Genomic DNA, 21,332 nt, shown 5'->3' with positions numbered 1-21,332 from the left:
TGTGTCCATGACCATGACGGTCATCATTGTGGCAACATCCACCGTGGTGGCCACGTTGATTTTCATCGTGGTGTGCATAATATACATGACGACAAGATTTAATTAGCATATAGTTACTCCTTAGCTTGTAACTTTAGATATATCGAATTTATTTTATGGGTTTACTATATTTAGATATATCTAATTAGTCAATTTAGATATATCTAAATAACACAAAAAGATATTTAAACTGGCAGTTAAGAAAGAAAGTCTATTTTTTGTTCTTTTTTTGGGCTGCTAATATTAAGTTTTTAGCGTATTATTCTGTCACTTTGTGATTTCACAGTGCTGATAGGCCTATTTTTATTAGGTATTTTGGCTCAGTCTCGCAACTGAATGTTTTTTCGTTAAAAACTTTTTATACAGTGATGGGTTTCACATTTATTCCACTTGTGCGGAAAAACGTGTAAAATAACAGCAAATTAACGTAGAAAGTATGTTTGGGTAATTAGAATGCCGCAAAAAACATATTCCTTTCCTGTCAATTAAACGGTAAAAATCCTTGTCAATTCAAAACTTAAGAAACATCGCCATCATCGCTCACGTTGACCATGGCAAGACCACACTGGTTGGTAAATTATTGCAACAGTCAGGTACGTTCGGCGAACGTGAAACTGTCGATGAGCGTGTTATGGACTCCAACGACTTGGAGAAAGAGCGTGGTATTACCATTCTTGCTAAAAATACTGCAATCCAATGGAATGGTTATCACATCAATATCGTAGACACCCCAGGCCACGCCGATTTCGGTGGTGAGGTTGAGCGCGTAATGTCTATGGTTGACTGCGTTCTGCTGGTTGTTGATGCGATGGACGGCCCAATGCCACAAACTCGTTTCGTAACGCAAAAAGCGTTCGATCACGGCTTACGTCCAATTGTTGTTATCAATAAAGTTGACCGCCCTGGCGCACGTCCTGATTGGGTCGTTGACCAAGTATTCGACTTATTCGTGAACTTAGGTGCAACGGATGAGCAACTCGATTTCCCTATCGTTTATGCCTCTGCATTAAACGGTATCGCAGGTCTTGAGCACGAAAACATGGCTGAAGACATGACCCCACTGTACGAAGCTATCGTGGAACACGTTGCACCTCCAGCAGTTGACGTTGATGGTCCATTCCAAATGCAAGTTTCGCAATTGGATTACAACAGCTATTTAGGTGTTATCGGTATCGGTCGTATTAAGCGCGGCGTTGTTAAGCCTAACCAACAAATAACTGTTATCGATAGCGAAGGTAAAACTCGCAACGGTAAAATCGGTAAAGTGTTAACTCACTTAGGTTTAGAGCGTATCGATTCACAGCAAGCGGAAGCGGGTGATATCGTTGCGCTGACTGGTTTAGGCGAACTAAACATTTCTGACACTATTTGCCAAGTGGGTAGCGTTGAAGCACTGCCTGCGTTAGCGGTTGATGAGCCAACAGTTAGCATGTTCTACTGTGTTAACACCTCACCATTCTGCGGTAAAGAAGGTAAATTCGTGACTTCACGTCAGATCCTTGACCGCCTGAATAAAGAACTGGTTCACAACGTTGCACTGCGTGTTGAAGAAACTCAAGACCCAGACGCATTCCGTGTATCTGGTCGTGGTGAACTGCACTTATCTGTTCTTATCGAAAACATGCGTCGTGAAGGCTTCGAATTAGCCGTATCTCGTCCAAAAGTTATCATTCGTGAAATCGATGGTCGTAAACAAGAGCCGTTCGAACAAGTGACTTTAGACGTTGAAGAACAGCACCAAGGCGACATCATGAAAGCTTTAGGTGAGCGTAAAGGTGACCTGCGTGACATGATGCCAGACGGTAAAGGCCGTGTGCGTCTTGACTACATTATCCCAAGCCGTGGCTTGATTGGCTTCCGTACTGAATTCATGACAATGACATCAGGTACGGGTTTACTGTACTCAACATTCAGCCATTACGATGATGTTCGCCCAGGTGAAATCGGTGGCCGCCAAAACGGTGTTCTGATCTCCAACGGTCAAGGTAAAGCGGTTGCTTATGCTCTGTACAGCCTGCAAGATCGCGGTAAATTGTTCTTAGGTCACGGTGCTGAAGTGTATGAAGGCCAAATCATTGGTATTCACTCACGTTCTAACGACTTAACCGTTAACTGCTTAACCGGTAAAAAACTGACTAACATGCGTGCATCAGGTACTGACGAAGCAACAACGCTGTCACCACCAATCAAAATGACTCTGGAACAAGCTCTTGAGTTCATTGATGATGACGAGTTAGTTGAAGTGACTCCGCAGTCTATTCGTCTGCGTAAACGTCACTTGACTGAGAACGACCGCCGTCGTGCAAGCCGTTCTAAAGAAGACTAATTACCATTACGTGATATTGTTTATTACGTGATATTGTTTATTACGTTATTGTAGTGATGTGTGTAGTAAGGCGCCGAAAGGCGCCTTACTTATTTATGAGATTTATAATGACTTGTCTTTCTTCATAAAATACAGTGATGAAATAAACAGTCCGATAATTAAAGGGATTTCGTACAATTCTTCAATAAGGCTTTGTAGCTCAGAATGATGTAGAAAAATGGAACTCAGAAATCGATGGTGTTCAACACTATCTGAAATTAAAAAAGCACAAAGGGTCAGTAGTAAGCTCCAAATTGGAATCGCTGTATTTTTTAGGTGAAAAGCAATACTTTTTCTTAATGAAGAAGCACATAGCATCAAAACTAAGCCGCCAATCAAGACGATAGAAATTATCCTAAAATAGGTGTGATCCAGATTAGGAAAAAATTCGCGCCCCCAATTTGTTCCTCTGCCAAATAATGTTACCCACCAGATAGTTGCCCATAACCAAAATAGTTTCATTCCTTGGTTTTTTTGCTGTAATGGTTTCATATAAAACCAAGTAAAAAAGGCACAGAAAATTAGAGTAATTGATTGAAAATGTTCAATAATTTTTGTTGTGAGGTCGATATTGAAATTCAGGGGGAGATTGTTAAATAATGGAATTAAAAATAAGCTTCCCCAGAGAATAACAATCGGCCAAGAGATTGTTTTATCTATTTTCATAGTATGACTTTTATATTTTAAGATTTATTTATTACTGATATCGCATAGATATCAGCTCACATTGCTTGTGGTATGACTTGCTACGTAAAAACTATTATGCAAAAAGCTTGTGGAGGGACTTAACATTTAGTATCAAAAACCGATAGTGCTAAGTGAAATAGCACCTTTGGGATAAAAAGCGTTTTCTCATTAACGGAGCAAATCGTTCAGTTTGTTGCTCATTAATTGCGCTAAGTGTGGATTGCTTAATCGATAAATTGACAAAATAACGTGAATTATCACTAATTAGGGCTGTTCAGTTGCCCGAATAATGATTAAAGTAAATTTAGTGAATAACAATGAGGAAAATTTATGCTGTATATCTTCGATATGGGTAATGTGATTATTGATATCGACTTTAATCGTGTATTTGATAAATGGTCTGAACTCAGTGGTACACCAAGTGAAGAAATCAAATCACGTTTTACTTTTGGTAATATCTTTCAATTACATGAGTGTGGAAAAATTTCAGACATCGAGTTTGCTGAGCTGCTTTGTGAAGAAATGGACATTACACTAAGCTTTGAAGACTTTGCTGAAGGCTGGCACGCTATTTTTATTTCGTTACGACCTGAAGTCATTGATATTATGGAGCGCCTTCGTGAACAAGGGCACCGAGTGGTCGTTTTATCGAATACCAACCGTCTACATCTAGACTACTGGCCAGCACACTACCCAGAAATTGCAGCTTCCTCTGATTTCCTATATCTCTCCCAGGATTTAGGCATGCGTAAGCCTGATCCAGAAATTTACAAATATGTGCTGCAATCAGAAGAGTTTGATGCTGCGGATGCTATTTTCTTTGATGACGTCGAAGAAAATATAAAAGCCGCAGAAGCTCTTGGTATTCGCAGTATTCATGTCGTGAATAAAGACACCATTCCTGAATATTTCCGCACTTACGATTTCAGTGCTGAAGTTGAATAACATCCTGATTTTATCGTGGAGCAACGTTTAACGTTGCTCTATCGTTTTGTAAAGAGCCATCATGATTGCATTAATCCAGAGAGTCACTCAAGCGAGTGTGGTTGTTGATCAGAAAATAGTAGGGCAAATAAATACCGGGTTGTTGGTTTTGCTTGGCGTTGAAAAAGATGATGATGAGCAGAAAGCTAAGCGTTTGTGTGAAAAAGTATTAGGCTACCGTATTTTTAGCGATGAACAAGGGAAAATGAATCTCAATGTTCAACAAGCGGGAGGCAGCCTATTGGTGGTTTCTCAATTTACTTTAGCGGCTGACACTAAAAAAGGTATGCGGCCGAGTTTTTCAGGGGGAGCAGAACCTGAGAAAGCAGATACCTTGTATCAATACTTCGTTGAACAAAGCCGGCTAAAAGGGATTGAAACACAAACTGGTGAATTTGCTGCTGATATGCAAGTGAATCTAACCAATGATGGCCCTGTTACTTTCTGGCTACAAGTGTGAGTCCATTTTTAAAGGGGGAAGCGATGTACCATTTACGTACACCGAAAGATGATATTGAATTCGCAACTTATTACCATTTTCGCTGGGAAATGTTACGAAAACCGTTTAATCAGCCCCTTGGTTCAGAAAAAGATGGTTATGATTTAACCGCACACCATCAAATGGTCGTGGATGATAAAAACCGTATTCTTGCTATTGGCCGCTTATATATCAATGCCGATAACGAAGGGGCTATCCGTTTTTTAGCCGTTAACCCTGTCATGCAAGGTAAAGGACTTGGCAAATTAATTATCATGGCCCTGGAGTCTGTTGCGCGGCAAGAAGGCGTAAAACGCATTGTGTCGAGCGTTCGTGAAGAAGCCGTACCATTTTTCGACAAAATGGGTTTTGAGAACCGTGGCCAAGTTGCTGGGCAGTTAAAAACGCCAGTACGCCACTATTTGATGATTAAACCCATTGAGACACTAGACCAAATATTACATCGTCCAGATTGGTGTGGTGAGCTACAGCAAGCCTGGTATAAGTACATTCCATTGAGTGAGAAAATGGGGGTCCGAGTCGACCAATACACGGGGACTCGTTTTATTACCACCATGCCGGAAGCGGGCAACCAAAACCCTCATGAAACAATATTTGCAGGAAGCCAATTTTCATTAGCTACCTTGACAGGATGGGGGCTGATTTGGCTGTTAATGCAAGAACACCAGCTTGGTGGTGATATTGTGTTGGTCGATGCCAGTATTCGTTATGGTAAGCCTGTAAGCGGTAGGCCGACAGCGACAGCGGATTTAGCAAATATGAGCGGTGACCTTGACCGTTTAGCGCGAGGTAGCAAGGCGCGAGTAAAGCTGAAAGTCGAGGTTAGTAACCCTGATGGCAAAGTGGGCGCAGTATTCAGTGGTGTCTATATGGTGTTACCTGTAGAAGCAAAAAAATAAAGTTATCCATTGAATATTAATTATCCATTGAATATTAAAAAGAAAGGCAGGCTTGATTGACCTGCCTTTTGTGTTTTTATTGATTGTTAGCTTTTATTGAACGCTGGTTTTTATTGATTACTAAGTGCGGGAAGCGGTTCTACTAACGAAGGCTCAATTGGTTGCAAGTCAGCATCGGACTCCACCGATGAGGTGACAACCCCGTTTACAACGGTACGGAATAGGCGTTTGCCTTGCAATGGGACTGCCATCAATTCCCCATTCAGACTTTTTGCCACAGATGGGGCGAGTAAATCCCCTTGTAATGTCGCATCAAAATCACCGATGACTTGAGCTGGAAAGCCTGCCCAACCCCATTGGTTTAAATCAACGAGATCAATATTCGAACCCGATGCTCTCAGTAAGAAGGGGACTTTTTTCGGTTCTTGTTTTACCAGCAGGCCAATCTTACTGATGCCTTTATCGGTACTGACTGTTAAGCTCGCTGCAGCTGAAGATTTACCACTTTGACGCACTTCAATAAACGGGCGGCGTACTAGAACTTGGTTGATTGTGCCGCTATCTGCAGTGAATGTCGCTTTACCGCTCCAAATTCCCCACTGCTTTTGTTTAATCAAATCGATATTTTCAATATTGCCACTGAGCGCGGTCAGTTCGAAAGGAAACTGCGGTTGGATATTCATCAAAAGTGATTGGGAAAGGGTGAATTTTTTGATACTTAAACCGGATAACCAAGCTGGTGTAGGCTCTGCAAAGAATGATAGCCAAGTTTCAGGCAGTGTGTATAAGATACCCGCTAGTTTGCCTTCGTCGATAGTCAGTACTCGATCATTGCGCTGCCAAGACCCACTGAGGTTAAAGACGCCTTTATTATAGTAACCCGATAACTTGTTGATACTCAGGTTGTCACCGTTAATTTTCAGGTCACCAATTAAGGTACTCAGTTGCTGGTCTTTCACGACAAATTGGTCAACATTAAAGCTAATGTTGCTTTCGGAACTCGTCCAGCTCCCTCTCGTGAAGCTGAGTTGGTCAATTTCGGTGCTCAGGCCAGAAAGTGCCCAATCTTTACCTTGAATATCAACATTGGTTAGTTCTACCTTTTTGACCTGCAATGATTTTTCACTCGCTATTGCATCAAATAGTGAATCGAAATCAACTTTATTTTCCCAGCCGACTTTATTCATGGTGAGGGAGTCAACCATGATAGAGCCATCGTCAAGTACCTTTCCAGCACCCGCAATATAGCCGTTATTTAAGTAGGCACTTGCTTGGCTTATTTCTGTTCCTTGCTGCTGTAATTTACCCGTAATGGCAACATTCTTGAATGAAAGGTCATTGAATTTTAATTGGTTAGAGGTAAATCGAAAATCACCGTAACCAAAAGGCGTGTTCTCGGTGGGTTTCCAAGGGGTAATTCCCCCCGTGAAGCCAGTGACTTGCACGGTATCATCACCTTTTTTAAGCGTGATTTGGCTATTTTCAAATTGCAAAATATTAGCGGAAATAGGTAGCAGTATCGTATCGGGTGTGACTGTTGTAGATAATGTTCCTTGAGTGATAACCAAACGTTTGATAGCGGTGCCGCTAAATATATTTTGCCAGTTAACATCAAGCACGACTTGCCGTGAGTCTAAAGATAGATCACTGTTTTTAGCAGCTAATTTGACATCTTGGAAGATGAATTCACCGGGGTTAGAAAATTCATGCCCCATAATTCCTACATCAATATCGTAATTGGTGAATTTACTTAAAAATTGACTGGAGTAGGATGCACCCCAACGGGTTTGCAGCCCGATATAAGTAAAAATAAACAATAGCAGCAGTAACAAAAGTGCATAGGTAGTAAATTTGATTAACCATTTCACAGTTTACTGCTCCTTTGGTTTGTTGACGAATAGACGCAGGAAGAGACTGCCTAATATAGCGACAATTTAAGGATAGCATACAGAAAAACCGCCAGAGTGTTCAACACTGGCGGCTAGAATGAAGGTTATTTTTCGAGAGGGAAGACTAAATTCAGAACAATTGCAGTTAAACCACCTGCAGCAATACCGGAAGAAAACAAGGTTTTTAGCCAATCAGGGGCGAATTGCAAAATCAAGGGTTGCTGTGAAACGCCCATACCCACTGCGAGGGAAAGCGCAATAATCATGATGGCGCGGCGATTGAGTGGTTCACGAGATACAATGCGCACACCTGAAGCGGCAATGGTACCAAACATTACAATTGTTGCTCCGCCTAATACGGGCTCTGGAATTTGTTGCACAAAGCCTGCAACCGCAGGGAACAACCCTAATAACACTAACATTAAAGCGACAATGTAGCCGACATAGCGACTTGCCACCCCTGTTAATTGGATAACACCGTTGTTTTGCCCAAAGCAAGAGTTAGGGAAAGTATTAAATACCGCAGAAACCATTGAGTTCAACCCATTAGCAAGTACGCCACCTTTTATACGTTTCATGTATAAAGGGCCACGAACAGGTTGCTCAGATACATCAGAAGTGGCGGTAATATCACCTATCGTTTCTAAGGAAGTCACCATAAAAATGAGAATTAATGGTATCAACAGGTTCCAGTCGAAGGATAAGCCATAATAGAAAGGCTCAGGGACAGTAATAATTGGCTGGTTGGCTTCCATTGGTTGCGCATTTGGCAACATGTCCATCCACCAAGCAGCAATATAGCCAACAGCCATAGCAATGACTAAAGATGCGACACGTAAGTAAGGGTTTTTCTGCCGATTAAGTAAAATAATAACGGCTAAAACAACCCCAGCTAAAATCAAATAATCAGGGGAACCAAAAGTGTTGTCACTAATTGCACCATAGCCACCGCCAATGGATGTTAACCCGACTTGAATCAAGGATAGGCCGATAATCATGACAACAACACCTGAAACTAGTGGTGTAATGACTCGACGGGCTAGATGTAAGAATCGAGAAAGAATCACTTCGGTGAGTGCCGCAACTAGCAATGTGCCGAATAAGGCTGCCATCATCGACGGAATATCAGCGCCACCTTGCTTAAGTGCAACACCACCCATGATTAAAGGTGCAACAAAGTTAAAACTGGTTCCTTGAATCGAAAGCAAGCCTGACCCAATAGGGCCCCACGCACGAATTTGAATTAAAGAAGCAATACCGGAGGCAAATAAAGACATACTAATGATGCGCTGGGTGTCGTGAGCTGGTAGTCCTAATGCCTGGCAAATCAGCATCGCAGGGGTAATCACCGCAACAAACATCGCCAGAAGATGTTGCCCAGCGGCAAACAAGGCTTGCGGCAGTGGTGGGCGGTCTTCTAATTTATAGATGAGTTCGCTTTGCGTTTGTATGGTCGCTTCAGTAGTTTGTTTTTCAGACGTCGCAGTATTCATTGCCTTCATTTCTCGCCAACAAAAAACGCATTGTAATGTGTCGAAATTAAAAAGCAATCGTTTGCGCGTAAAAAACATTGATCAATGTTAAATAAGGCTGTCACATTTTTATATCTTTTAACTTGTATTTATAACAGTTTTTTTTTCTAATCCTATAACCTGCTTTTGGCGTTTTAAGGAAGAAATTAACGTCTTACTAGTTTTTGATAATTTTAACAACAGACGAGGTACGTGAATGTATCATCTCGATGTCTACGGTACACTGGTAGCTGCTACTTTAGTACTATTGCTTGGGCGTAAACTGGTCAAATCAGTCCCTTTCCTTGAAAAATATACAATCCCTGAACCTGTTGCAGGTGGGTTGTTAGTTGCTTTTAGTCTTTTATTGCTTAAACAATTATTTGACTGGAGCCTTTCTTTTGACTTATCACTGCAAGAACCTATGATGCTGGCATTCTTTGCCACAATTGGTCTTAATGCCAACCTTGCTAGTTTGAAGGCTGGTGGTAAAGCATTGTTTATCTTCATTTTTGTGGTTGTTGGTTTATTGCTTGTCCAAAATACAGTAGGGATTGCTCTTGCTGAATTATTGGGATTAGACCCTCTCATGGGGCTATTAGCTGGTTCAATTACCTTATCTGGTGGTCATGGAACTGGTGCGGCATGGGGGAAAATTTTCACTGAAAACTATGGTTTCCAAAGTGCAACAGAAGTTGCAATGGCTTGTGCTACATTTGGACTTGTTCTCGGTGGTTTAATCGGTGGACCTGTTGCACGTTTTCTAACGCGTAATATTCCAACGCCAGGAACGGCTGAAGATGATAAAGACGTTCCAACAGCATTTGAGAAACCACAATCTGGGCGCATGATCACTTCAATGGTTTTAATTGAAACTATTGCACTGATCGCTATTTGTCTATTGGTGGGAAGTTTTATTGCAGGCCAATTAGCCGATACTCCTTTCGCATTGCCTAAGTTTGTCTGCGTACTTTTTGTTGGTGTAATTTTAAGTAACAGCTTATCACTGCTTGGTTTTTACCGAGTATTCGACCGCGCTGTTTCTGTCATGGGTAACGTGAGCCTCTCATTATTCTTAGCAATGGCACTCATGAGCTTGAAACTGTGGGAATTAGCATCACTTGCAATCCCAATGATTATCATTCTTGCTGTACAGGCTTGTGTGATGGCAGGATATGCTATTTTTGTGACTTTCCGCGTGATGGGCAAAAACTATGACGCTGCAATCTTAGCTGCAGGTCACTGTGGGTTCGGTCTTGGTGCGACACCAACAGCTATTGCGAATATGCAAGCTGTTACGGATAGATTAGGTCCATCTCACTTAGCATTCTTGGTTGTACCAATGGTTGGGGCATTCTTCATTGATATTGTTAATGCGATAGTTATTAAACTGTATCTGATGCTGCCATTATTCCCAACGATTGCTGGTTAACCTTCATTTAATAATAAATTAAGTAAAGCAGGTATTGCCGTGAAAATATTCACGGCAATTTTCATTTTAGGGAACGAATAAAAAGAAGATATAAGACTTAAGCGTGGCTGTACTGCTCTCGCTCAGGTAACCAACGCTCAATAAGCTGTTGTGCATTTTCAGGGTAATTTTGTTGAATATGGCGAGCAAGGCGTTGCACTTCTGGCAACATATATTGGTCACGCAACAAGTCTGCGACTTTAAATTCTGCATTTCCTGTTTGTCTAGTGCCTAATAATTCCCCTGGCCCGCGAATTTCGAGATCTTTTTGTGCGATAACGAAGCCATCATTACTATCCCGTAATACTTGTAGTCTTTGTTTAGCGGTATGGGTTAACGGTGTCTTGTACAATAATACACAGTGAGATGCGATAGCCCCGCGGCCGACTCGCCCTCTTAGTTGGTGCAACTGAGCTAGACCAAGGCGCTCAGGGTTATCAATAATCATTAAACTTGCATTAGGCACATCCACACCGACTTCAATGACCGTTGTAGCAACAAGCAGTTGAATTTCATTTCGTTTGAAAGCCGCCATAATGCTTTGTTTTTCAGCAGGTTTCATTCGGCCATGGACTAAGCCTACTTTTAATTCAGGTAGTGCCAGTGCAAGCTCTTCGCTGGTCACTTGAGCCGCTTGCGCTTCTAATAATTCAGAGTCTTCAATGAGTGTACAGACCCAATAGGCTTGGCGGCCTTCTTCAATACAGGCTTGGCGAACGCGTTCAATAATATCGTTACGGCGAGTGTCCGGTATGGCGACAGTGGTGACGGGTGTTCGTCCTGGAGGTAGTTCATCGATGACAGAGGTATCTAAGTCTGCATACGCTGTCATCGCCAGCGTCCGTGGGATTGGCGTAGCGGTCATGATTAATTGATGAGGGTGGTAACCTTGCTGCTCACCTTTTTCACGCAGAGCGAGCCGCTGATGAACGCCAAAGCGATGTTGTTCATCAATGATAACAAGCCCTAGTGCTTTAAAGCTCACTTGCTCTTGGAAAATAGCGTGTGTTCCAACAACCATCGCGACTTCTCCACTTGCGATGGCATCTTGCTGAGCCTGACGTGCCTTACCCTTTTGTTTACCCGCGAGCCAACCTACTTTGACGCCTAAAGGTTCTAACCACTGTTTGAAAGTATTGGCATGTTGCTCTGCAAGAATTTCAGTGGGAGCCATCAGTGCCACTTGTTTGCCATTCTCGATGGCACAAACGGCCGCTAAGGCTGCAACGAGAGTTTTCCCTGACCCGACATCCCCTTGAATCAAACGCATCATAGGGGCGTTTTTAGCGAGGTCAGCTTCAACTTCGCTAACAACACGGTTTTGTGCGTTTGTTGGTGAAAATGGTAATTGTGCAAGTAACTGAGATTTTAATTGACCACTTGCGACTAACGGCTGGGCATATAGGCGTTCATTACCTGCGCGGATAGCTAACATGCTTAGATGGTGAGCGAGTAATTCTTCGAGGATTAGCCGCTTTTGTGCGGGATGATGGCCTTTTTCTAGCTCACTCAGTGCTACATTCGGTGGTGGGTTGTGTAATAAGCGAATGGCATCTGGCAAACTTATCATTCCACGGCTAAGTTCTTCAGGAAGTAATTCTTTTATTTTCCCGCTATCAAGTAACCCGAGTGCTTGCTCCATGACTTTGCGTAAAGTCGCTTGGCGAACACCTTCAGTGGTTGGGTATACTGGTGTTAAATTCTCTTGCAAGCTGATATTGCTGGTTTCTTTAGATACTTTATATTCAGGGTGAATGATTTCCGGCCCTGTATTTCCTCTGCGAACTTCCCCATAGGCGGTAACCTGTCTTCCTTCCGCTAAATTATTTTTCATTGCCGCTGAAAAATTGAAAAAACGTAAGGTGAGGTTGCTTGTTCCATCGGAAATTAAGCAGGTCATCATTCTTTTTCGGCCGAAGACGACTTTAGTTTGCAGGACTTCGCCTGTGATTGTTGCTGTCGTACCGGGAAGGAGATCTTTTATTTGATATAAACGAGTATGGTCTTCATAGCGTAAAGGGAAATGAAGAAGAAGGTCTTGAACGGTGTTCAAACCGATTTTACGCATTTTTTCTGACTGACTTGCACCAACACCATGCAATGAGGTCAGTGAAATGGTATCAAGTAGCCCATTATTCATGTTATTTCCTTCTATTTAACCCAACTGCCGTCTTTTCATTTTTTCGGTTAATTGCATTTGTGCCCACCACGAGTCATCAGCTTCAATTTGCCCTTGGCTATTGATAAATGGGCGAGGAAGCCCCTTACGTTTAGCAACTTCAGCGAGTACAGGGTAACCACCTTCGAATAACCAAGCTTGTTGTTCATCTTGTGAAAGTAAGCAGTGTTCACGGTCGTACATCCCCGCTTGTTGCCGCTGCCTTTGGGCTTCATATAAAATTAGTGCAGAAGCGACGGAAACGTTCAAAGATTGCACCATACCAGCCATTGGAATAATAATGTGCTTATCAGCCAGTGCGAGGGCTTGTTGTGAAATCCCTGTTTTCTCTTGCCCCATCATAATACAAGTTGGCAAAGTATAATCAATTTCACGAAAATCAACGGCATGTTCTGACAAGTTAGTTGCCAAAACCTGCATGTTTTGTGATTTTATTTGGGAAATTGCTTCTTTGGTCGATGTATGTGAAATAATTTTAACCCAGCTATTACTCCCCGCTGCAGAAGATACGGACAGTTTGACTTGTTGGTCAGGCCAAATAGCATGAATTTGGTGGATCCCTACGGCATCCGCACTGCGTACAATGGCAGAAACATTGTGCGGTTTATGAATTTCTTCGAGGCAGAGAGTTAGGTCAGGCTGCCGCATCGCCATCATTTGGCAAATGCGGCGGTAGCGGCGTTCATTCATAGTGATTAATTAAATATGGTCGTTAATTACGGTTTCGGCTAACACGTAGAACGTCAGGCATAATACGGATTTTCCGCATCACATTTGCCAATTGAACACGGTTTTTAGTCGTAAGGCGAATAAAGGCACAATATACACGGCCATCTTTTTCTTCTGTATTCATACTTTGAATACTTGAGTTAGCGTCATTAATAGCAGCGGTTAAATTCGCTAAAGCGCCTTGATGGTTAATCATATCCACTTTAATTTCAGCGATAAAGTCGGTGTCGGTGTCATTGTCCCATTCAACCGCCATAAATTTATCGGGTTCTTTTTGATAACCACGGATATTTCGGCAGGATTCATGGTGGATAACCAGACCTTTTCCAGGACTAATATGTGCAACAATTGGGTCACCGGGAATAGGGCGACAACATTTTGCAAAGGTGATTAAAACGCCATCTGCACCTTTGATAGACAGTTTATTTCGGCTTTCAACTAACACTTGTTCTTCAGGTGCATTTTGTGGATTGTTTTGTAGGTTTCGTGCGACAACGACACTCATTGCGTTACCCAACCCAATTTCAGCAAGCAAGTCGTCTATAGAGTGCAGCTTCATGCGTGCTAATTCTGCATCAATATTGGCTTGAGGGATATCAGTGAGTTTATTTCCTGCCCCTAGTGCATGGTTGAGCAAACGGCGACCTAAGTTAATAGAATCTTCGCGTTTCAAGTTTTTCAATAATTGGCGGATCTTGGCTCGCGCTTTCGAGCTGACAACAAAATTGAGCCATGCTGCATTTGGACGAGCACCAGGCGCAGTAATAATTTCAACAGTTTGGCCACTCGTCAGGGATTGCGAAAGTGGATAAGGCTGACGGTCAACACGAGCCCCCACGCAAGCATGGCCAATATCTGTGTGTACCGCATATGCAAAATCAACAGGTGTTGCACCCGTAGGTAATTCAACAATACGGCCTTCTGGGGTGAAAACGTAGATTTCATCTGGAAATAGATCCGACTTAACGCTTTCAATAAATTCAAACGAGCTACCTGCACTTTGTTGTAACTCAAGTAGGCTTTGCATCCAACGTTGAGCTCTAACCTGTGCCGTTGTACCTTGTTCACCTTGCTCTTTATAGGCCCAATGTGCAGCAACCCCCATTTCAGCCATTTGGTCCATGTCTTCTGTGCGAATTTGCACTTCTACAGGAACGCCATGTGGCCCAATAAGTGAGGTATGTAGCGATTGATAGCCGTTGGCTTTAGGGATAGCAATATAGTCTTTAATACGCCCCGGACGCGGTTTGTATAAACTGTGCATCTGGCCTAAAACGCGGTAGCAAGTATCCACATCTTTCACAATTACCCTAAAAGCATAGATATCCATGATGGAGTGGAAACGTTGCTCTTTTTGGTGCATTTTGCGATAGATGGAATAAAGATGTTTTTCTCTGCCGCTGACGCGACAAGGAACACCCGCCTCGGTAAGCCTACCGTCAATTTCCGAGAGAATTTTTTGGATCATCTCTTTTCGGTTACCGCGAGCCGCTTTGACGACTTCTTTAATAACACGATAACGGTTGGGATATAACGCTTCAAAACCAAGCTCTTCAAGCTCTGTTTTGATGTGGTGTATACCTAGCCTGTGGGCTAACGGGCTATATATTTCAAGGGTTTCACGTGCAATACGCCGACGTTTATCGGGCCTAAGTGACCCTAGCGTGCGCATATTGTGAGTGCGGTCTGCCAGTTTTATCAAAATGACACGGATGTCTTTTACCATCGCCATGATCATTTTGCGGAAGTTTTCTGCTTGAGCTTCTTTTTTGTCGCGAAAATTGAGCTTGTCTAGTTTGGATACACCTTCAACGAGACCGGCGACGGTGGTGCCAAACAATTCTTCTATGTCTTGAAATGTCGCTGGAGTATCTTCAATCACATCATGAAGTAGCGCTGCCATTAGTGTTTCATGGTCCAAACGCATTTCAGCAAGAATACAAGCAACAGCAACTGGATGAGTAATATAAGGCTCACCACTCGAACGGGTCTGTCCTTCGTGGGCATCCCGTGCAACAACATAGGCTTTTCTTAGTAATTCAATTTGTTCTTTAGGAAGATACTTTTGAATAACTAAATTAAGGCTTTCAAACAGATACAAGGCAGACCCACCTTAGTGATTATCGACGACCTTCAGCGATTGCAGAAACCGCTTGCATTTCAGCCGCATCTTGCTCTTGCTGTTCTTGGCGCTCACGCACATCTAAAATGTGACCGTTGATTAAACCTTCTTCTACTTCACGCAATGCGATAACAGTATATTTATCATTTTCTTCAGGAACTAAAGGGTCTTTTCCACCCGTTTGTAACTGACGAGCTCTACGTGCCGCAACCAATACGAGGTCAAAACGGTTACCAATTTTTTCTACTGCGTCTTGAACAGTTACGCGTGCCATAAGTGTGCTACTCCAAAGAAATAAAAAAATGACCTGATATGATACTGAAACTATTCTCAGTCTGCTAGTAATTTGCTGATTAAAGCATCATGTCGCTGAATCTGACGCGCTAACTTTAAACGCTCAGTACGGATAATAGATTGTAAATCGCTTAGCGCGGTATTGAAATCATCATTAACAATAAGGTAATCATACTCGTTGAAATGTTCAATTTCACCTACTGCTTGTGACATACGCTTTTCTATAACTTCATCGCTGTCTTGCCCACGTCCACGTAGCCTACGATAAAGTTCATCTTTTGATGGTGGGAGAATAAAAATACTGCGTGCTTCAGGCATTTTATCCCTAATTTGCTGGGCTCCCTGCCAATCGATATCAAGAAAAACATCTACACCACTATTTAATACATCTTCAATGATGGGTTTGGACGTCCCATAATAATTCCCAAAAACACAGGCATGTTCTAAGAACTCGCCTTTGTCGACCATTTGTAAAAAATCAGTTTCAGATACAAAGAAATAGTGCTCGCCATGGGCTTCTCCTGGACGTGCAGCTCGAGTTGTATGAGAAACGGAAACCTGTGTGTCATACAATGGTTGTGTTTTTAATAAAGCCTGAATCAGACTTGATTTCCCTGCACCACTAGGGGCAGAAACAATATATAACGTGCCTTGTATCATGATGATTTCTTGAATAGTCGAGGATTAAACATAAAAGATGGTGATAAACCCGACATAGTATACACGTACTTGCATCAACATGCAGCGATATCAATAAATCATGAATTTTAATTAAATGAATTTGATTCATAACTAAATTGTGAACGGGCTCGAGAAATTAACTTATTACTCATGAAAGCAACATTCGTTTTGCGAAGCTTTTTGCAAATAATTTCTTTTGGGGATGAAGGCGGAGAAAAGGTGTTTCATGCTTAGCGAATGAGAAAAATGCTTTAAAGAATAGCATTACAATGGATTAATAATAACAAGGAATAGTTATGATTCATATTTTGTATGGTTATTGGTTAGCGTTCGCTTATAGGTTGGGCGGGTTAATTTTGGGAGTAATGGTATGTATTAATATTGCCCAAGCCGCGCAGCAAAGCGCTATTAATGAACAGTGTGAAGAACAAAATAGTAAAATAATTAGGCAGGAGAGTTACCGGTTAGGGAAACAATTACAACAGTGGAACCAAGCTTACCGCTTGGCGGGTAGTAGTTCGATTAGTGATGAAGCGTATGACCAGCTATTTAATTTATGGCGCTCTTTGCAACGATGCCAGCAACTCCCCGAAGAATTGCCGGAAGTGCTATTACCTGAAAAATCACAGTTAACTACGCATCCTATTCCTCACACAGGGTTGAAGAAACTTAATGAATTAGAAGTTTATAGTTGGATAGAAACACGTAAAAATATTTGGTTGCAACCTAAAGTCGACGGTGTTGCGGTAACGCTGGTTTACAAGAATGGCAAGCTTGTTTCCATGATCAGCCGAGGAAATAGTGTTGAAGGAATAGAGTGGCGAGCAAAAGCAGATTTCATTCCTGCAATACCCAAACAAATCAAATATTCAAGTACGTTAGTGCTTCAAGGGGAACTATTTTGGCGTATGAATGGGCACATTCAAGCTAAAAGGGGGGGAGTAAATGCGCGTAATAAGATTGCTGGGTGGTTAATGCGAAAAAGTGCACCAACGGCCCCTGAAGAAAATATTGGTGTTTTTATCTGGGCGTGGCCTGCGGGAGATGCTAATCCAAAAACACAATTAACATTACTTTCTGAGATAGGTTTTCCGCTTGCTGAGCAATATAGCCATAAAATTGAAAATAAAACCCAGGCTAAGGAATTAAGGGAATACTATTACCAAGGTCAATTACCGTTTGCTACCGATGGCATAGTACTTAAAAATTTTCCAGCACCAGCGGCATCAGCTTGGCAATCAAAACAAAATAGCTGGGCGATTGCATGGAAATACCCATTGCGCAGTGTGTTATCAGAGGTAACTAAATTCAAATTCAATATAGGCAGAACAGGAAGAGTCAGTGTCGTTGCCGAAATCACTCCCGTCAATATTGACTCGAAAACTATTTCAAAGGTAAATGCTGGCTCACTATCATCATGGGAAAAGCGAGATTTACTTGTTGGAGATAAAATACTTGTCTCTCTTTCAGGTCTCGGAAGTCCAAAAATTGAAGACATTGTTTGGCGGCGAGAGAAACGTGAATATCCAGATACATCAAGCTTAAAGCAGTTTCACGCGCTCAGCTGCCTGGCTTATACGAAGTCTTGCTCACAGCAATTTGTAGCGAGGTTAACATGGTTAGGCAAACAACTCGGTATTCGAGGGATAAATGAAGCCACATGGCACCAATGGGTAGAGAACAATAACCTTACTCAACTAACAACTTGGTTGTCAGAGCAATGGCAAAACGATTTACCTAAGGGGAAAAAGCACCAACTGTTAGTAAAGCAACTGAGAATGGCAAAGGCTCAACCTATTTGGTTTTGGTTAAAAGGTTTGGCAATTCCACTGCCTAAGGTACAAGTAGGAAAAGTGACTGACATAGGTATGCTGTATGACCCCTCATGGGTTAACAGTATAAATTTGACAGAATTACAAAGGAAAAAATTGGCTAATTGGTTGGCGGAACCGGAAATCCAATCTATTTTAGGTATTTTGTCTGGTATGAAAGCCACTCAGCCATCAATAGTAAATTATTAATGGCTGACGAGCTGTTGCTGAATTAGGTTAATCTTGGTTTTCGTAATTGAAAATAGGTAGACCAAGACGATAACGAATGGCTATTAGCCTTGCGCTTAAACCAACAACGAGTGTGATAATTACCACGATATCTTTAGGCAGAGGAGTTTGTAATAGGCCAATATAGATCCAAGCGGCAGCGAAAGAGACGCCAGCATAGACCTCTTTTTGGAAAACTAAAGGGATTGTATTACATAGCATGTCTCTTAACACACCGCCAAAAACGCCAGTAATTACTGCTGCAATGGCAGCGATGATTGGGCTGTAGTGCATATCGAGGGCAATTTGGGCACCAAGTATAGAAAACACAATTAGCCCGATAGCATCTAATATGAGGAACAATCGACGTAAATGTTTCATCATCGGAGCTATCCAAATTGTCACAATAGCAGCGCCCGCAACTGTCAGGATATACTCAGGGTGTTCCACCCAGCCTAAGGGGTAATGGCCAAGTAACATATCACGTACGGAACCACCGCCAATCGCTGTCGCAGACGCAATAATGATGACACCAAAGACATCCATTTTTCGCCTGCCAGCGGCAAGCGCACCCGTCATGGCTTCTGCGGTGATACCAATAATATAAAGTACACTTAATAACATGGTAGTTTTGTTCAGGACTAAGGTTGTTGCTAAAGGGTAATATTACTTGTGAAACTTCTCGACTGAGATTTTCTAGTGTTGATTAAACTAGATTAGTTAAAGTAATCCGATAGCGATATTAAATGATGTCAAAGGATAACAGATTGAATAATAAATTGCCCTATAAAGAAACACGTTTAACGTACGATGAGCGAAGCCATCAACTAACGAACATTAATGTCTGGACACCAGATAGCCAGTGGCTAGCGTACGATATAAGGCCAAATGGTAGTTCTTTTACAGGTTTATCTATAGAAAAAATTCATGTAAAAACACAACAGGTCGTTGAGGTTTACCGTGCAAGTCATGGGGCTCACGTTGGGGTGGTAACTGTAAGTCCTCAACCGCCAATTCAATATGCGTTTATACATGGCCCTGAGTACCCAGATGATCAATGGCAATATGATTTTCACCACCGAAGAGGGGTGTATGTTAAAGACGAACAATTAAACGTCGTTCACCCCATTGATGCTATGTGTATTACTCCGCCTTATTTAGTGGGGGCGTTACGTGGGGGCACTCATGTTCATGTTTTTAGTCCAGACGGAAAGTGGCTGAGTTTTACATATAACGACCATGTAATGCATGAATTAGATGTGCAATTAGACCAACGGAATGTTGCGATTGCTGTACCTATCGGGCCTGTCAATGTAAATCCCAAAAAACATAACCGAGAATACAATGGCGACTATTTTTGTTGTGTTGTGACCCAGACTACACCGCAGCCTAAACCTTGCAGCGATGAAATTAGCCGTGCATACGAAGAGGGCTGGGTAGGTCAAAAAGGCTATCAAAAACAGAGTGGGGAGTGGCAGGAAAGAGCACTGGTATTTATTGGCGATACTCATTCTACAAATGGAGAAATTATCCCTGAGATCTACATTGTTGATTTGCCTTCACAGCTTGAGGATTACATGATTGCAGGGGAATTTCCCATCCAAGGAACAGAATCGAGCATGCCTTCTCCTCCGAGGGGGATACAGCAAAGGCGTTTAACTTACACACAGGATAAAAAATTTCCTGGTTTAGCAAAACAACCACGACATTGGCTTAGAACTTCGCCAGATGGTAAATCGATCGCTTGTTTGATGAATGATGATGACGGCAACGCTCAGTTATGGTTAGTTGATACGCTAACTGGAATGCAAAGGCAAATAACTCATGGCTCTTCACCGCTTCAGTCTGCCTTTAACTGGGATAGTAAAGGTGAGCACATCTGCTTTATTCGTGACAATAGCGTTATGTATTGTCATGTTGTGACTGGGGTTATGCAAAAATTAACAGAATGGACTGAGCCTGCTCCTGTTGCTGATGCCATTGTATTTTCACCTAATGATGAATTGATCGCATTCATGCGTGATATTGATGGATTTAGGCAGATTTATACAGTAGAAACGGGTTTAAAGCGGTAAATAAAATAATTAGGTTTCTATAATTATGGATAAAAAAGTTCGGATTAACTTTTTTATTCGTAATTATTTTTATTACACTCTAATTAAAATTCTAATCATTTAATTGTTAATTATTCGCATGTCGAGTATGGAGATGTTTACAAATAGAATATTTAAGTTAAGAAAGGCTATTGTCATAAAAAATTAATAATTAAAGTAATATTACATAAATGATTTGCCAGATCTTAGTTAGGTTAAAAATAATGTATTAATAAATACATTTAGTACACAATGACATTTTAATTATAAACGTTTGATTGATCCTAAATTACTTTTTCGTTTTATCTTTCTTTTCAAGTTCTTCTATACGTTTTTTGGGTGAATCAGCTTTATCATCATTACCCGATTTAGCGTAATCTAAAGGAATTAAAAGAGTATCCATAACAACAGAAAAAGGTAAATCAATAGCAAGTAAAGGTTTAACGACCCAACCAGTTTCATCATCTTTTATCATTTTAATACTATTTTTAGAACCAGGGTAATAACCTTCTGATGGGCCCGCATGGGTCATAATACTCGAGCAACCACTCAAAATAAGAGGTGCGATAAGGAAACAGAATCGTATTGAAATTAAACTCGGCATAGACGTTGTTAACCTGTATTTAGTTTGTTATTCCTAATATTGACTTATAATAACGAAAAACAAGAAATTCACAATAATGGCGTCATATTATTATTTTATTTAACCGTATGTATTTTTTTAGTTAATAGTTTCCTTGTAGCTATTAACTAAAAATGTTTACCTTCAGTATCTATTCGATGAATGGTAAATAACGTTAAGAAATAAAGACATACTATTTTATATTTGTTATCAGTTTGAAAATTCTAAA

The 21,332-nt window shown here is 41.5% G+C and carries 17 protein-coding genes; 7 read left to right on the top strand and 10 right to left on the bottom strand.

Features of this window, described 5'->3' with window-relative positions; genetic code table 11:
• Positions 1-541: 541 nt before the first annotated feature.
• Positions 542-2,365, top strand: coding sequence for a ribosome-dependent GTPase TypA (gene typA, locus PR800_RS08350; RefSeq protein WP_102138844.1), 1,824 nt, complete (start codon positions 542-544; stop codon positions 2,363-2,365).
• A gap of 102 nt (positions 2,366-2,467) precedes the next feature.
• Here typA and PR800_RS08345 read toward each other — a convergent pair whose 3' ends face one another.
• A complete protein-coding gene (locus PR800_RS08345) occupies positions 2,468-3,070 on the bottom strand; it encodes a hypothetical protein (protein ID WP_272530554.1) in 603 nt (200 codons plus the stop codon).
• Positions 3,071-3,421: 351 nt separating this feature from the next.
• Between PR800_RS08345 and yihX the strand changes: the two genes are divergently transcribed.
• The 3 genes from yihX (at position 3,422) to fabY (ending at position 5,473) form a co-directional block, all read left to right on the top strand.
• Positions 3,422-4,036: a glucose-1-phosphatase gene (yihX, locus tag PR800_RS08340; RefSeq protein ID WP_004266093.1), complete on the top strand. Its 615-nt coding sequence runs from the start codon at positions 3,422-3,424 to the stop codon at positions 4,034-4,036.
• Positions 4,037-4,097: 61 nt separating this feature from the next.
• A complete protein-coding gene (gene dtd / locus PR800_RS08335; protein ID WP_166265963.1) occupies positions 4,098-4,535 on the top strand; it encodes a D-aminoacyl-tRNA deacylase in 438 nt (145 codons plus the stop codon).
• Positions 4,536-4,558: 23 nt separating this feature from the next.
• Positions 4,559-5,473, top strand: coding sequence for a fatty acid biosynthesis protein FabY (fabY, locus tag PR800_RS08330; RefSeq protein WP_181490012.1), 915 nt, complete (start codon positions 4,559-4,561; stop codon positions 5,471-5,473).
• Between the two features lie 110 nt (positions 5,474-5,583).
• On the opposite strand, the gene PR800_RS08325 is transcribed toward fabY, so the two are convergent.
• A complete protein-coding gene (locus PR800_RS08325; RefSeq protein ID WP_206276536.1) occupies positions 5,584-7,341 on the bottom strand; it encodes an AsmA family protein in 1,758 nt (585 codons plus the stop codon).
• A gap of 125 nt (positions 7,342-7,466) precedes the next feature.
• Positions 7,467-8,855, bottom strand: a complete 1,389-nt coding sequence (locus tag PR800_RS08320) for a uracil-xanthine permease family protein (protein WP_096863580.1) — start codon at positions 8,853-8,855, stop codon at positions 7,467-7,469.
• A 235-nt stretch (positions 8,856-9,090) separates the two neighbouring features.
• On the opposite strand from PR800_RS08320, the gene gltS reads away from it, so the two are divergent.
• Positions 9,091-10,305: a sodium/glutamate symporter gene (gene gltS / locus PR800_RS08315; protein WP_102138849.1), complete on the top strand. Its 1,215-nt coding sequence runs from the start codon at positions 9,091-9,093 to the stop codon at positions 10,303-10,305.
• A 97-nt stretch (positions 10,306-10,402) separates the two neighbouring features.
• Here gltS and recG read toward each other — a convergent pair whose 3' ends face one another.
• From recG to gmk, 5 genes are read right to left on the bottom strand one after another with little or no spacing between them, the layout of a single operon-like run.
• Positions 10,403-12,484, bottom strand: a complete 2,082-nt coding sequence (gene recG / locus PR800_RS08310) for an ATP-dependent DNA helicase RecG (protein ID WP_272530552.1) — start codon at positions 12,482-12,484, stop codon at positions 10,403-10,405.
• 15 nt (positions 12,485-12,499) lie between these two features.
• On the bottom strand, positions 12,500-13,213 hold the full coding sequence (trmH, locus tag PR800_RS08305) for a tRNA (guanosine(18)-2'-O)-methyltransferase TrmH (RefSeq protein ID WP_210848639.1): 714 nt from the start codon (positions 13,211-13,213) through the stop codon (positions 12,500-12,502).
• Positions 13,214-13,235: 22 nt separating this feature from the next.
• Entirely contained in the window at positions 13,236-15,353 is a 2,118-nt protein-coding gene (spoT, locus tag PR800_RS08300; protein ID WP_166265949.1) for a bifunctional GTP diphosphokinase/guanosine-3',5'-bis pyrophosphate 3'-pyrophosphohydrolase, read from the bottom strand.
• Between the two features lie 19 nt (positions 15,354-15,372).
• Positions 15,373-15,648: a DNA-directed RNA polymerase subunit omega gene (rpoZ, locus tag PR800_RS08295; protein ID WP_102138853.1), complete on the bottom strand. Its 276-nt coding sequence runs from the start codon at positions 15,646-15,648 to the stop codon at positions 15,373-15,375.
• Positions 15,649-15,704: 56 nt separating this feature from the next.
• Positions 15,705-16,328, bottom strand: a complete 624-nt coding sequence (gene gmk / locus PR800_RS08290) for a guanylate kinase (RefSeq protein ID WP_166265946.1) — start codon at positions 16,326-16,328, stop codon at positions 15,705-15,707.
• Positions 16,329-16,645: 317 nt separating this feature from the next.
• Between gmk and ligB the strand changes: the two genes are divergently transcribed.
• Positions 16,646-18,370, top strand: a complete 1,725-nt coding sequence (gene ligB / locus PR800_RS08285; RefSeq protein ID WP_272530548.1) for an NAD-dependent DNA ligase LigB — start codon at positions 16,646-16,648, stop codon at positions 18,368-18,370.
• Between the two features lie 27 nt (positions 18,371-18,397).
• Here ligB and PR800_RS08280 read toward each other — a convergent pair whose 3' ends face one another.
• Positions 18,398-19,012 carry a trimeric intracellular cation channel family protein gene (locus PR800_RS08280; protein ID WP_102138856.1) on the bottom strand — a complete coding sequence of 205 codons (615 nt, stop codon included), beginning with the start codon at positions 19,010-19,012 and terminating at the stop codon, positions 18,398-18,400.
• 122 nt (positions 19,013-19,134) lie between these two features.
• Here PR800_RS08280 and PR800_RS08275 point away from each other — a divergent pair, with 122 nt between their 5' ends.
• The gene (locus PR800_RS08275; RefSeq protein ID WP_195698066.1) at positions 19,135-20,463 is read left to right on the top strand and encodes a DUF3748 domain-containing protein; all 1,329 of its coding nucleotides are present in this window, start codon (positions 19,135-19,137) and stop codon (positions 20,461-20,463) included.
• Positions 20,464-20,770: 307 nt separating this feature from the next.
• Here the strand turns inward: PR800_RS08275 and PR800_RS08270 are convergent, their stop codons facing one another.
• Complete coding sequence (locus PR800_RS08270) at positions 20,771-21,085, bottom strand: YceK/YidQ family lipoprotein (protein ID WP_102138857.1); 315 nt, start codon at positions 21,083-21,085, stop codon at positions 20,771-20,773.
• Between the last annotated feature and the right edge of the window lie 247 nt (positions 21,086-21,332).

It is taken from the genome of Providencia sp. PROV205 (genome assembly GCF_028479505.1).
Lineage (GTDB): Bacteria > Pseudomonadota > Gammaproteobacteria > Enterobacterales > Enterobacteriaceae > Providencia > Providencia huaxiensis.
The sequence above is the reverse complement of the archived record's forward strand: the minus strand, read 5'-3'. Positions and strand labels throughout refer to the sequence as shown.

What these genes read in the sequence shown, in the direction of transcription:
- PR800_RS08345 (WP_272530554.1), bottom strand. Translation starts at nt 3,070, where the DNA reads ATGAAAATAGATAAAACAATCTCTTGGCCGATTGTTATTCTCTGGGGA.
- yihX (WP_004266093.1), top strand. Translation starts at nt 3,422, where the DNA reads ATGCTGTATATCTTCGATATGGGTAATGTGATTATTGATATCGACTTT.
- dtd (WP_166265963.1), top strand. Translation starts at nt 4,098, where the DNA reads ATGATTGCATTAATCCAGAGAGTCACTCAAGCGAGTGTGGTTGTTGAT.
- fabY (WP_181490012.1), top strand. Translation starts at nt 4,559, where the DNA reads ATGTACCATTTACGTACACCGAAAGATGATATTGAATTCGCAACTTAT.
- PR800_RS08320 (WP_096863580.1), bottom strand. Translation starts at nt 8,855, where the DNA reads ATGAATACTGCGACGTCTGAAAAACAAACTACTGAAGCGACCATACAA.
- gltS (WP_102138849.1), top strand. Translation starts at nt 9,091, where the DNA reads ATGTATCATCTCGATGTCTACGGTACACTGGTAGCTGCTACTTTAGTA.
- recG (WP_272530552.1), bottom strand. Translation starts at nt 12,484, where the DNA reads ATGAATAATGGGCTACTTGATACCATTTCACTGACCTCATTGCATGGT.
- trmH (WP_210848639.1), bottom strand. Translation starts at nt 13,213, where the DNA reads ATGAATGAACGCCGCTACCGCCGCATTTGCCAAATGATGGCGATGCGG.
- rpoZ (WP_102138853.1), bottom strand. Translation starts at nt 15,648, where the DNA reads ATGGCACGCGTAACTGTTCAAGACGCAGTAGAAAAAATTGGTAACCGT.
- gmk (WP_166265946.1), bottom strand. Translation starts at nt 16,328, where the DNA reads ATGATACAAGGCACGTTATATATTGTTTCTGCCCCTAGTGGTGCAGGG.
- ligB (WP_272530548.1), top strand. Translation starts at nt 16,646, where the DNA reads ATGATTCATATTTTGTATGGTTATTGGTTAGCGTTCGCTTATAGGTTG.
- PR800_RS08280 (WP_102138856.1), bottom strand. Translation starts at nt 19,012, where the DNA reads ATGTTATTAAGTGTACTTTATATTATTGGTATCACCGCAGAAGCCATG.
- PR800_RS08275 (WP_195698066.1), top strand. Translation starts at nt 19,135, where the DNA reads ATGATGTCAAAGGATAACAGATTGAATAATAAATTGCCCTATAAAGAA.
- PR800_RS08270 (WP_102138857.1), bottom strand. Translation starts at nt 21,085, where the DNA reads ATGCCGAGTTTAATTTCAATACGATTCTGTTTCCTTATCGCACCTCTT.